Annotated in this window: 10 protein-coding genes; 1 reads left to right on the forward strand and 9 read right to left on the reverse strand. The window is 32.5% G+C overall.

All coding sequences use genetic code 11. The features are described 5' to 3' along the window. Nucleotides 1–13: 13 nt before the first annotated feature. The 9 genes from HNR33_RS01535 to HNR33_RS01575 are packed head-to-tail and all read right to left on the reverse strand — an operon-like array spanning nucleotide 14 to nucleotide 8,582. A complete protein-coding gene (locus HNR33_RS01535; RefSeq protein ID WP_429079312.1) occupies nucleotides 14–841 on the reverse strand; it encodes an SDR family oxidoreductase in 828 nt (275 codons plus the stop codon). Next, nucleotides 834–1,541 carry an acylneuraminate cytidylyltransferase family protein gene (locus HNR33_RS01540; protein ID WP_429079313.1) on the reverse strand — a complete coding sequence of 236 codons (708 nt, stop codon included), beginning with the start codon at nucleotides 1,539–1,541 and terminating at the stop codon, nucleotides 834–836. The genes HNR33_RS01535 and HNR33_RS01540 overlap by 8 nt, the downstream gene beginning before the upstream one ends. Then, a complete protein-coding gene (locus tag HNR33_RS01545; RefSeq protein ID WP_429079314.1) occupies nucleotides 1,538–2,449 on the reverse strand; it encodes a Gfo/Idh/MocA family protein in 912 nt (303 codons plus the stop codon). The genes HNR33_RS01540 and HNR33_RS01545 overlap by 4 nt, the downstream gene beginning before the upstream one ends. Further along, nucleotides 2,446–3,495 carry a nucleotidyltransferase family protein gene (locus tag HNR33_RS01550; protein ID WP_429079315.1) on the reverse strand — a complete coding sequence of 350 codons (1,050 nt, stop codon included), beginning with the start codon at nucleotides 3,493–3,495 and terminating at the stop codon, nucleotides 2,446–2,448. The genes HNR33_RS01545 and HNR33_RS01550 overlap by 4 nt, the downstream gene beginning before the upstream one ends. A 37-nt stretch (nucleotides 3,496–3,532) precedes the next feature. After that, nucleotides 3,533–4,156, reverse strand: a complete 624-nt coding sequence (locus HNR33_RS01555; protein WP_429079316.1) for an acetyltransferase — start codon at nucleotides 4,154–4,156, stop codon at nucleotides 3,533–3,535. After that, a complete protein-coding gene (gene neuB / locus HNR33_RS01560) occupies nucleotides 4,153–5,244 on the reverse strand; it encodes an N-acetylneuraminate synthase (RefSeq protein ID WP_429079317.1) in 1,092 nt (363 codons plus the stop codon). The genes HNR33_RS01555 and neuB overlap by 4 nt, the downstream gene beginning before the upstream one ends. Further along, nucleotides 5,241–6,398 carry a UDP-N-acetylglucosamine 2-epimerase gene (neuC, locus tag HNR33_RS01565; protein ID WP_429079318.1) on the reverse strand — a complete coding sequence of 386 codons (1,158 nt, stop codon included), beginning with the start codon at nucleotides 6,396–6,398 and terminating at the stop codon, nucleotides 5,241–5,243. The genes neuB and neuC overlap by 4 nt, the downstream gene beginning before the upstream one ends. Beyond that, nucleotides 6,388–7,575 (reverse strand): LegC family aminotransferase, encoded by a 1,188-nt coding sequence (locus HNR33_RS01570; protein WP_429079319.1) that lies wholly within the window; start codon nucleotides 7,573–7,575, stop codon nucleotides 6,388–6,390. The genes neuC and HNR33_RS01570 overlap by 11 nt, the downstream gene beginning before the upstream one ends. Then, nucleotides 7,572–8,582: an NAD-dependent 4,6-dehydratase LegB gene (locus tag HNR33_RS01575; RefSeq protein ID WP_429079320.1), complete on the reverse strand. Its 1,011-nt coding sequence runs from the start codon at nucleotides 8,580–8,582 to the stop codon at nucleotides 7,572–7,574. Before HNR33_RS01575 ends, HNR33_RS01570 begins: the two co-directional genes overlap by 4 nt. A gap of 275 nt (nucleotides 8,583–8,857) precedes the next feature. Here HNR33_RS01575 and HNR33_RS01580 point away from each other — a divergent pair, with 275 nt between their 5' ends. Then, on the forward strand, nucleotides 8,858–12,172 hold the full coding sequence (locus HNR33_RS01580; RefSeq protein ID WP_429079321.1) for a DUF4183 domain-containing protein: 3,315 nt from the start codon (nucleotides 8,858–8,860) through the stop codon (nucleotides 12,170–12,172). Nucleotides 12,173–12,398: the final 226 nt, after the last annotated feature.

The following is a 12,398-nucleotide window of genomic DNA, read 5'->3' on the forward strand; positions in this document are numbered from 1 at the left end:
TCCTCCTTAATTATTACCAAGCACTCAATCCACCATCTACAACTATGTTTTGTCCTGTAATATAACTAGATGCTTCCGATGCCAGAAAAATTAGAGCAGATACCATTTCGTCTGGCCTACCCATTCTACCTAGAGGTATTCTTGAAGAATATTTTTTAAGAAAAGTATCATTCTGTCCACTTTCATTTCCACCTGGAGTTAGCGTATTTACACGAATTTTTTTATTTGCCCAATAACTAGCCAAATATTTACTCAATCCTATCACTGCTGCCTTTGAAGCAGTATAGACAGCTGGAGTATTAATTTCCCTATCTAAATAAAATGAACCCTCATAAATTCGATGATCCGGTGCCAGTATTCCATATATTGAAGATGTTTGAATAATACTTCCACCTTTGCCCTGTTTAACCATTTGAGCACCAATAGCCTGAGCTACCAAAAACATTCCATCTAAATTTACAGACATAATTTTACGCCATTCATCTAGAGAATACTCCTCAAAAGGGGCGAAAAAAGCGTTTAAATCGTCTGATTTACTCGCAGCATTATTATGTAAAATATGAATTTCACCAAATTCCTCTATCACCTTAGAAACCATCACTTTTACATCTCTAACAGAAGAAACATCACAAGCAATACCCAAAGATTTTATTTGATAATTTTCCATTAATTCTTTGGCAAAAGCTTCTGTTTCCTTCTCATCTAAATCCACAACTACTACATTAGCTCCAAACTCTGCTAAACCTGAGCAGAAACGTTTGCCTAATATACCTATCCCTCCTGTAACTACAGCAACTTTTTTCTCTAAATTGAACAGTTCTTTATATGATGTTCTAGCCAATGTTTTCACACCTTCTTTTCATTAATAGTTCAACAATCTGAAAGTCTAGTTCTGAATCTATATCAAAAGAACGCTCCTCTGGCATGATATATAGTAGTGTATCTTGATTAAAAATAGTTTGACAATTCATTAAAGCTTCTCTTTGCCAAGCATAGATAGAAGCATTCAAATCATAACATTTTGGTGCATTTTGCCTACAAAAAATCGGTTTTGGTAAAGGTTTAGACAACTGTACAATTCCTTGATTATTTAGTTCTACAATATTAAAATAAGGAGAACGACGTGCAGGAGTACATGTGATTACATTGGATACCTGCTTTACTTCAAGCATATTAACTACATTATTTATATCAGATATAATCCGAAGGGGAGAAGTGGCATCTAAATCCACTATTACATCAAAATATTGTTGAATTAATTCTTCTACTGTTCGAAGAGCATGTTGAATAACAGGTATCTTAGGTGCTTCATCTGTAGCAAGATTAAGAGGTCTTTTAATTAAATAATCTACTCCCCATATATTTGCTATATCTAAAATTTCATCACTATTACTACTTACAGCAATAGCTTGAAACAGATTAGACTCTTTAGCTTGTAAAATGCTGTAGACCAAAAGAGGTTTACCTGCAAGTTCCCGACTATTTTTATTAGCAACTCCTTTTGAACCAGACCGTACACAAATTGTACATAACCTTTTCATTTATATACCCATTTCCTTTCCTTTACTGATTGTTCAGCCGCATCTATCATTTCTAATACCTTTAACCCTTCAACTAAAGTACATAAGTAATTACTCCTGCCATTTATAATCGCTTTGTGTTGCATATAATAGGTGTAATCACGGTTAATATCATATTTAATTAGCTCATCATTTATTTGCAAAGTTTGTTTTGCTAAGTCTGCTTTAATAGCATAATTTTCGGTAATAACAGTTATCTCTCTTCTGCTAATACGATCAAGATAATTTAAATGTATTTGTACCATCGGGCATTTTTCCATGGTGAGCATAATACTATACATATCATCGCTGTCTATTTGCAAAGAACTATACTTTCCTCCAATTGCTGCAATATTATTCCAATCTTTAAAAAATAGCCTAACATAGTCTAATTCATGACTAAGGTCAAGTAAAACTCCTCCACCATCAGCCCTTCTAGCTGAATAATTCATGCGATAATCTCTATTTGGTCTCCAATCAGGCAGATATTGTCCTGTATAAATCTGAGCATATAATGTTTGTTCTTTTTGGATAAGTTCGGATATTTTTTGAATTATTGGGTGGAATCTTAGATTATAGCCAACATATCCTTGTTTAAAGCTATTGTCTGGAATCTTTTGAACAATATGAAAAAGTGGTTTTTCTATGAGGACGATACCATTAAAACCATAGCCAGTCAGTTCTGTCAAGGAATGATAATGTTCATTTGTTTCATTAGCAACAACAATATAATCTGCCTTTTCATGTATGAGTGCACTGTATAAACTAGAATAACTTAAAGGAAAATCAATATTCCTTTGACTGACGACAGCTACCCTGCAATCAAGTTGCTCTAATATCCGTGCATGTCTCTGCCCAATTGAACCATAGCCTATGATAATACAATTCATATGAACACCTTATAAAAATCTAATTTAGCTTGATTAAAATCCTTGATTTCTCCAATATCCATCCAATATTCTCGAATAGGAAAAATAGATATTTTTTCCCCATTCACTAGCATAGTTTCCAATAATTGATTCATATCATAATATGAGTTTTTAGGAATTCTATTTATTATATCTGGATTAAACACATAAATTCCTGCATTTATAAAGTTTGTATACACAGGTTTTTCCTCAAATCCTATAAGTCTATCTTTATTTATTTTAACTACACCATAGGGAATTTGAAAATCATAGCTCCGTACGGCAATCGTAGCTTCAGCCTGATGCTCTAGATGAAAATTAATTAATTGTTCAAAATTAACTCTTGTCAAAACATCTCCATTCATTACAATAATTGGATTGTTTACTTTTATTGAAAACAAGCTTAATGAACCAGCTGTTCCCATCCTTATTTTTTCATGTATATAATGAATTTCTACTCCCCACTTAGAACCATCACCAAAATAGCTCTCAATTTGCTCTCCCTTGTAATTAATCGAAAAACAAAATTTATAAAATCCCAATTCTATAAAGTTATTTAATATGATCTCTAAAAGGGGTTTCTCTCCAATCGGTAACATTGGTTTAGGACAATTATCAGTTAATGGCTTAAGTCTACTTCCTAACCCTCCTAGCATTAAAACAATCCAATTTTCACATCTAGAAGAATGAAGCAAATCATCTAATCTTTCAATCCCTATTACACACCCCGAATCATCTACTACGAGAAGATGACGAAGCTTATTCTTCTTTAAAATATTTAATATGCTTTTTTTATCTTTGGTTCCAGTAATAGTAATAGGGGTTTTGCTCATAATTTGCGTAACAGGATCATCTAAAGATATACCATTTAATAATCCCCTTCGAATATCTCCATCAGTAACGGTACCTAATAATTTATTATCATTATCAACGACAATTGCAATTTGTAATGAATATAAATCAATAATTTTCATCGTTTCCTGGATCTTAGTATTAGGTAATATCAATATATTCTTCCATTCTTTCATGATGCGTCTGTCCCTTCCCATACAAACTTACTTTATATTATTTAGCTGGGCTCCCCTTTACTATTTTATGATCCGAGATATTTTTTGTTACAACAGCACCTGCACCTACGATTGAATTTTTACCTATAATCATTTTTTCAGTAATAGATTTACCTTGGAGGATACATGCATTGGAACCGATATAGGAACCTGATGAGAGTTTTACATTCCCCGATATATTAGCTCCTGGCGAAATTGTGACAAAGTCTTCAATAATGCATTCATGTCCAATAGTGCAATTTAAATTATATATTCCAAAATTCCCAATTTTGATATTATTAGTCATTCTTACTCCTGCACAAATGATATTCCCAATACTCTTTTGAACCTCTTCTAATTGTCCATAGCCAAAGGTTGCCGTGGGATGAATAAGATTGACATAATTCAAATCAGGATATCTTTCTCTTATATCCTTACGTATCTTTGGATTTCCAATACCAATTGCAAATTTATAACCAGTTTTAACAAGAGTATACACTTCACCCTCAGCAACTACAGGAAAATCTCCTAATTTTTCTTGTTTCGTTTTATCGATAAATACGATTTCTTTATAACCTAAAATAAAAGCTATATCACGCACCTCCTGCGGAAATCCAGAGATGCCAAAAATAGCAATCTTCATTTAATCACCTCATCTTTCAGATAATCCCTCTGTGCTGTCTCTCCTAACAGATTCCAAAATTGTAGAGGAGATAGGCCTTCTTCTGGCCTTTTTACTGTTAAATTTTCTTGTGTGAACAACTCTCCCTTGTAAATGTTACATGCTGCTACAATACTTTTTCGGACTATTTTTTGATTTTTAAATTCGGAAGGTACTGGTATTTTATAGGAGTTCCCAACAGCTTTCTCTGTTTGTCGTATCCCTTGAACCATTTGGAATAATTCTTCAGGCTCTAAAGACGCCTTATGATCAGGACCAGGTAATTTCCTATCTAAAGTAATATGTTTCTCTATGATAACAGCACCTAAAGCTACTGCTGCTATAGGCAAAGCTATTCCTAAAGTGTGGTCTGAATATCCAACTGGTAGTCCAAAGCATTGATGCAAAGTGTTTAATACACGCAAATTAATTTCTTCAAAGGGTGCAGGATATTCAGTCGTACAGTGAAGTAAGCTTACATTTTGACGCAAAAGCATCTGTCCCTTTTCAGAACAATAAGCTTCTTTAAAAGCAGTATGTGAAGGATTCTTATTTCTTTCCATTCCCTCTATATATCCAAAGGCAAGAACACCTAATGCTTCTTCAATATCTCCTAAAGTAGACATCCCTGTAGAAAGAATTATTTTTTTGCCATACCGACCTGCTTTCAGCAATAGAGGGGCGTTAGTAATTTCGCCAGAGGCGATTTTTATTATTGGCAGATTTAACGAATGAACTAAAAAATCAAGACTCTGTAAATCAAAAGGTGTTGATAGAAATCGAATATTTTTACTAACACAATATTCCATTAAGGTAAAATGTATTTTCTGACTTAATTCTAATTTCTTTACCATTTCATATTGAGTTTCTATTAAGCCTGTATTCTTAACTTGATAAGCAGCTTTTGGTGCATGTGGAGATATATTCTGTTCTGTATTGAAGGTTTGAAATTTGACTGCATCAGCCCCTGCTTCAGCTGCAACATCAATTAAACTCTTCGCAATTGCAAGAGAACCGTTATGGTTTACTCCTATCTCAGCAATAATAAAAACTTTATCTATGTTTTTCATATTTCACCTGCTTTATGAAAATGTTTTTTTAATAGAACTTTATAATCTTTAATAGATTTAATGATATGAATGATTTTTTTAGAGCTATTCCCTTCACCATATGGATTAACTACATCAGAACAATCTTTAACAAATGCATTCATTATTGCTTTTTTAATTTCTGTCTTTTCAGGGACACAATTAATTACTGAGGAAGCTAAAAGTCTTCCTTTTTGTCTATCTCCAATATTAACTGTAGGCTTTTTAAAGGATGGAACTTCATATATTCCACTAGATGAGTTGCCTACCACTGCATCCACTTGAGCAATGATACTGAAATAACATAATTGCCCTAAAGAAGTATAAATAATTGCATTAGAATGACGATCAGCAAAATTACTTAATAGACGTATAATTTCTCGTCCTCCCGGATCTGCATTAGGCTTAGTGAATATCAATCCAACTTCTGGACCAAGATTATGTAGTGCTTCTAATAATTCATTGAACTGTTGACTAGACGACTGTTGAGATAACGTTACAGGATGAAAGGTTATGAGTAAATTCTTCTTTAAGAATGTAAATTGAAGCAAATCTTCTAATTGATAACGGTTCATTCGTTTTAAGCTAATAATACGGTCTATTCCAGGACTTCCAACGTTATAAATATAGTTAGGATTCTCCCCTAGCTGTCTCACTATTTGTAAGGAATTCTCATTAGTTACAAAGTGAAGATGAGACATTTTTGTTATACTGTGCCTAATAGATTCGTCAAAAGCTCCCTCTGTCATATCACCTCCAGCAATGTGAGCAATGGGAATTTTAGCTATTAATGCAGCTTGAGCAGCAGCTAAGATTTCATATCGATCACCAAGTAACACTAAAAGGTTAGGCTGTAATTGAGCAAATACATCTGCAAATCCTATTACCCCTAAACCAATTGATTTAGTAACTCCTATAACAGTATCGCTAGATAAAAGCATCTCTACTTTACTGTAAATTTCAAAGCCATCTCGTTCTATTTCTTGGTAAGTCAACCCAAATTCAGGAGATAAGTGCATTCCTGTAACAACCACTTGTAACTGTAGGTCTTGATCTTTATCTATTTCTCTCATTAATGTGTAAAGTAATCCGTATTCGGCACGCGTTCCTGTAATTACACAAATTTTACGTTTCACTGGCATCTCCTCCTAAACAAGCACTGCTAGGAATATTAATAATGCGTTGCTCCAAGCTTTCAGCTATAGATAAATCCATACATGGACAGTTTTCAAACATTACAAGTTTATTCAATAATATCCATGAAGGACGAGTCAATATTTCCTGTTCATGAGTTGCTAAAAGAAGAGAATCACGCAATACTGCATATTCTTTATCAAGAAGTAATACATTAAGCCAGTAATTACTTTGTGCATATTCAGGCTCTATAAAAAAAGAAACTCCTTGTATTTCCTTAAAAGCTTGTCGATATTTATCTGCTAGCATTCGTTTATTTTGGATAAAGACATCAATCTGTTCTATTTGAGCACAGCCTAAAGCTGCATTAATATTTGGTAAACGATAATTATATCCTATCTGATCATGAACAAAAGCCCAACGATGAGAAATCTTTGCTGTTGTACTTAGATGCTTTGCTAGTTTGGCTAAACTTGAATCATTAGTAAGGATAGCACCTCCCCCACCAGTTGTAATGATTTTATTTCCATTAAAACTAAGTGCAGAAAGCTTTCCCCAGTTTCCTACATGTCTCTTTTTATAAAAAGAACCTAATGCTTCGGCTGCATCTTCAATTAATGTCAATTTATATTTTTGACATACTTCTAAAAGTGTGTCTAAATCCACAGGATGACCAAATGTATGCATTGCAACAACAGCCTTGATAGGTCTTATTGTATGTTTGTTATAGCAAACATCATTTTTTATGATAGCTATTTCTTTCAAATAATCATTAAGCTTTTCAGAATTAATTCCAAGGCTTCGAAAATCACTGTCAATAAAATGTGGAATAGCTCCACAATAGTGTATCGCATTAGCTGTTGCAACAAATGTAAGCGCAGGGAGAAGTATTTCATCCCCTTGCTCAACTCCAGCAAGCTTCAAACAAATATGCAGGGCAGCTGTACCATTGACTATAGCTACAGCATGATTTACACCAGTATATCGAGCTAATGCCTGCTCAAACTTATCTACGTATTTTCCTACAGAAGATACCCAACCTGTATCCAAACAATCCTTTACGTATACCCATTCATTCCCTTTAAATAATGGTTCGTGTAGAGAAATTGGCTTATTTGTTTTATTTAAAATATTTTTTATCACAGAAACTATGTAATAAATATCTAAGTCCTTATTCATATATTATATCTGTCTCCTTTATACATCTTAAGATGCTCAGGATTTATAAACCACTCTACAGTTTCCTGCAATCCTCGCTTAAATCCGTCTTTCCCACCGTAATTAGGCTGCCAATTAAATAACCTTTTGGCCTTTGAGATGTCTGCTCTAAGTCGCTCCACTTCACTTCTCTTTGGACGAATCCGGTTGATATCTGTTACAATCTCAATTTTTACGCCCATAATTTCTGCAATAGTCTGAGCTGTTTCTTCTATAGAAACCTCAAAATCACTTCCTATATTTACTACCTCACCAATTGTTTCAATAGACTCTGCAACCTTAATAAATCCTCGCACTGTATCCTTAATATAATTAAAATCCCTTGTAGGAGTTAGAGAACCTAACTTAATTTCTTGTTCTCCTTGGGCGATCTGAGTAATAATTGTTGGTATAACTGCTCTAGCTGATTGTCTTGGACCATATGTATTAAAAGGCCGGATAATAGAGACTGGTGTACAAAAAGAGTGATAAAAAGAGGATGCCAGTTGATCTGCTCCAATCTTTGATGCAGCATAAGGGGATTGACCTTGCAAAGGGTGTTCTTCTGGTATAGGAACATATTGAGCTGTCCCATAAACCTCACTAGTAGACGTGTGTATAATCTTTTCTACTTCCAATTCTCGAGCTGCCTGTAAAATATTTAATGTTCCTTTTACATTTGTCTCAATATATGTATTAGGAGAGTGATAAGAGTATGGAATAGAAACTAATGCAGCTAAATGAAAGACCACATCACACCCTTTCATTGCTTCTCTAACTCTATAAGTATCTCTAATATCTCCATGGAATATTTCTACATTATTTTTTATGCTCAGTGGAGAATAATCAAGCCATCCCCATGAATTAAGTGAATTATAACAAACAAAAGCACGAACACTATATCCTATTCTAACTAACTCCTCTGTTAGGTGAGAGCCAATAAAGCCGTCTGCTCCAGTAATAAGAATCTTCTTCTCTCTTAAAATCATTTTATCACCTCAAGTATGATTATTATCTCTATATATTTTATTTAATATTTCATGAAATAGAACCTACATAATAATATAAGTACATCCTTAGTACTTAACATTTTTCTTGAGTAACATATTATTTATTTTGCACATAAAATAATATAAGGAAGAAGTATATTCTTATTTTGACTAGACTGTTTTAATAAGTAAATAAATAACAAATTTTGATTAAAACATTATAATTCGATAAAAATTATCAATATTAAGTATTTAATTTTTTGGAAGTGATAATTATGATTAAAAATAACTCAACTAATATCATTTATAATTCAATAGATAAAAATACTAAAAAAGCAAAATTAAGAGCTGAAGTTTATCAATATAACGCTTTATCTAAAAGCGGAAAAAATGTCTATACTAATAAAGATGAATTAAGTGAATATGGCAATCAAGGTATTCTTGATCCTAATGAGGTCTCTTATTATAACCTTTTCATCAATGGTATATTACAACCAATGACAAACTATAGAATTGAAAAAGGACTACTTTTACTAGAAACTGACGATGTTCCGCTAGAAGGGTCTCCTATTATTATTACTTTCATCACCTTTAACAAAGAAACAACCAAACTTAATATAGCCTGTGTAAAAGGCAATATACCATCAGGTCCTATCTCTGATGAACCTGTAACAGATGCTGACATTATAATTCATAGTACTGCACAACCTATATTGCCATATTTAAAACTTGATAAAAATATTACCTATGGTCCTGTAGTTACTTTAACAGGTCATATTAACACTTGGAAATTTGAACTAATAGTAACCAACATCGGAACTGTACCAATTAGCGATATTTCTGTGATAGACACTGTTCTTCTAGACGCTATTTCAAGTATCATAGACTTCCCTCCATCTCAAGGTGATATCGCCATAACTGATAATATAATTAACTGGAGTATAGGTACTCTAGACATAGGAAAATCTGCTACTGCAAGTTTTGAAGTAAAAGGTTATTTTAAAGCTAGCGGCATTCGTTTCCTCGATAGAGCTTTATCATCTGGAAATAGATTATTAGGATATATAAAATCAGACATTATCTCTGGAAAAGCAATAGAGGTTGTTAAAGGATTAGACATTACTAAAACTATTACCTCTGGACCAATAGAAGTTAATGTTGGAAAAATTAATACCTGGAGAGCAGAAATAAAAGTGGTGAATTCCAGTTATACTAATGTATCTGATGTTCTTATTACAGATACCTTATTTATAGAGAATATTAGTGAAATTAAAATTATTAGTATTGCTAAAGGTAACATTGATATATCAGAGAATAAGATTCTATGGAAAATTGATGCACTAAAAGAATTAGAAACCGTTGTTCTAGTTATTGACATAACAGGTTACTTTACTAAAGAAGGATTTAAAAGTTTAGATAGTGCTTCAGTAGTAGGAAATATATCTGCCGGCAAGATCTTTGCAGGACCTTCAGAAGATATAAGAATAATAATATTTCCAGATGCAGAGCCGGCAGAGAGACAGCTGGTATTACAAAAATACGTCACTAGAGGACCATTGGTCACATTTTTAGGTACATCTAAAACTTGGCGTTTTACTTTTGAGCTTATCAACTTAACAAATGATACTTTGCAAAGCATTATCGTCACAGACCATATTCTACTAGATGAATTTGATAATATACGTACTCTATTTGTATCCTCAGGAAACATTCTCATATCTCATAACTCTATTACTTGGGAAATTCGTGAGCTTACACCTAGAGAAACAGTGACAGCTATTTTTGAAGTCACAGGATGTTTCAATTCTACTGGTATACGCTCTATTAACAGAGTCATTGCCTTTGCTATGAATAATACTTCAGATAGCTTTACAATATCAAATATAGTTTCTGGCCCATCAATTAGAGTTCTAGGCAATACAGATCTAAAAAGTGATTGCATCATTACTGACAAAATTTATTCTCAATGTAAGCAGAAAAGCTGTTTTGAAAACGTCACAATAGATATAGAAGATAATATCTTTAAAAGCATAGTATTTAAGCCAGGATTCATCATAAAAAACAGTCTATTTATAACTAATATAGAGAATAAACCAAACTATAAAAGAGTTCAATTTCTTTTAAAAATACCCTTCGACATAATAACTGAAGATGGAGTTATAATTAGAGGTTATTTGCCAGATATATCTAAAGATATTGTTTTATTTATACCAGAGTTAAGAGACGAATTTTCTTTTAAAATTGTAGTTGAAACTAGTTCAAGGCTTCTAACAGAACCTACTATATTAAATAGTCAAATTTGCTTTTCAGCAGGTTCTTTTATAATTATTAAGGCAGTTGGGAAAACACAGCTATTAATACCTTCTTATGGATTCTGTCAAATGCCTCTAGTATGTAAAGAATTTACGCAGAATTTAACTTGTGATATCTTTCAGTTTGAAGGTTTTCCTAACTTTTACCCACTACAAAGCAAGGTTGATGACAAAAGTTTGATTTTGACCTCACTATGTTCCGATAATCCATCAATACGACGTAGATGGCAAATAAAAAATCAAAACAATTTTCCAATTGACTATTATTACCAAATCATTGATACAACACAATCAGGTAAACATACAGCTCCACCTGGGACTTCTACATTTTTTACTGATACAGTACCTGGAATTAACACTCTTAAAATAACTTGGCAAAACAAATTAGGCATAAAAAAAAGGATAGTTAAGACCAGTATAGATACACAGTGTCCCCCTATATTTGGCAATCTAACTATTAATAAGTACATCGTTTCTGGTCCTCTAGAAGTTAGAGCTCATGAATCTAATACATGGAAAATAGAAATCAAAGTAACCAATGATGGATATAGTCCAGTTAGTAATGTTATCGTAATAGATGATTTGTTTTTAGCTAATATAGATAATATTCATCTTATTAGTATTACCCAAGGTGACTTTTCTCAAGAATACAATAGGCTTATCTGGGATATAGGAATCTTAAATTCTGCTATTACAGTAGTACTTGTGGTTGAAATCACTGGTTCCTTCGGTATCATAGATAGGACTATTAGTGTGGAAAATTACCAGTATAACACTGTTTCAAATGGAGTAAAGAAAAAGTATACAGATAGTGATGAATTATTAATGTATGGTAATAAAGGAATACCTAATCCTAGTAAAGTATCTCTTTTTAATCTTTTTATTAATGGAGTACTCCAGCCACAAGCAAATTACGTGGTAAGTAAAGGAGTTTTGACATTAACAACATTAGATGTACCTCAGAACGGAGTCCCGATTATTCTTCAATATTTATTGATAAAAGATAAAGGCAGTCAACTATTAAGAGGAGAAACATATCAGTATAATGCTCTTGCTGACCAGAAAAGAACATATACTGATAAAGATGAATTAACTATGTATAGTGATAAAGGAATATTTGATCCTAAAGATGTTTCCTACCAGCACCTTTATGTAAATGGGGTTATCCAACCAAGTATAAACTATATAATAAGAAAAGGCATCCTAATATTGAAAACAAAAGATATACCTTTAAAGAATTCACCAATTACAATACAATCTATTGATATATTTTCTTAATATTATTTTATCTATCTTTTTGAACGCATAATTATAAAGAAATAAAAATTACAAAAGAATAATATCAAAACCATTCATAGCGTTATAAGAAATATTTATATCTAAAACTCAAGAGATAGAAATATCCTATTTGATTGGCATTCTCAAAGTATGATAGACTTCCAATAAGATAGTATTTTGCACTGCTGTGTACTATCTTATATCACATTGATTCAGCGTATAAGGA

The sequence above is a fragment of the Brassicibacter mesophilus genome, assembly GCF_050433385.1.
In the GTDB taxonomy this organism is placed as follows: Bacteria; Bacillota; Clostridia; order Tissierellales; family Proteiniboraceae; genus Brassicibacter; species Brassicibacter mesophilus.

Excerpts from the sequence above, each read along its gene's own strand:
- neuB (WP_429079317.1), bottom strand. The coding sequence starts at position 5,244 with ATGAAAAACATAGATAAAGTTTTTATTATTGCTGAGATAGGAGTAAAC.
- HNR33_RS01580 (WP_429079321.1), top strand. The coding sequence starts at position 8,858 with ATGATTAAAAATAACTCAACTAATATCATTTATAATTCAATAGATAAA.
- HNR33_RS01550 (WP_429079315.1), bottom strand. The coding sequence starts at position 3,495 with ATGAAAGAATGGAAGAATATATTGATATTACCTAATACTAAGATCCAG.
- HNR33_RS01555 (WP_429079316.1), bottom strand. The coding sequence starts at position 4,156 with ATGAAGATTGCTATTTTTGGCATCTCTGGATTTCCGCAGGAGGTGCGT.
- HNR33_RS01570 (WP_429079319.1), bottom strand. The coding sequence starts at position 7,575 with ATGAATAAGGACTTAGATATTTATTACATAGTTTCTGTGATAAAAAAT.
- HNR33_RS01575 (WP_429079320.1), bottom strand. The coding sequence starts at position 8,582 with ATGATTTTAAGAGAGAAGAAGATTCTTATTACTGGAGCAGACGGCTTT.
- HNR33_RS01545 (WP_429079314.1), bottom strand. The coding sequence starts at position 2,449 with ATGAATTGTATTATCATAGGCTATGGTTCAATTGGGCAGAGACATGCA.
- HNR33_RS01540 (WP_429079313.1), bottom strand. The coding sequence starts at position 1,541 with ATGAAAAGGTTATGTACAATTTGTGTACGGTCTGGTTCAAAAGGAGTT.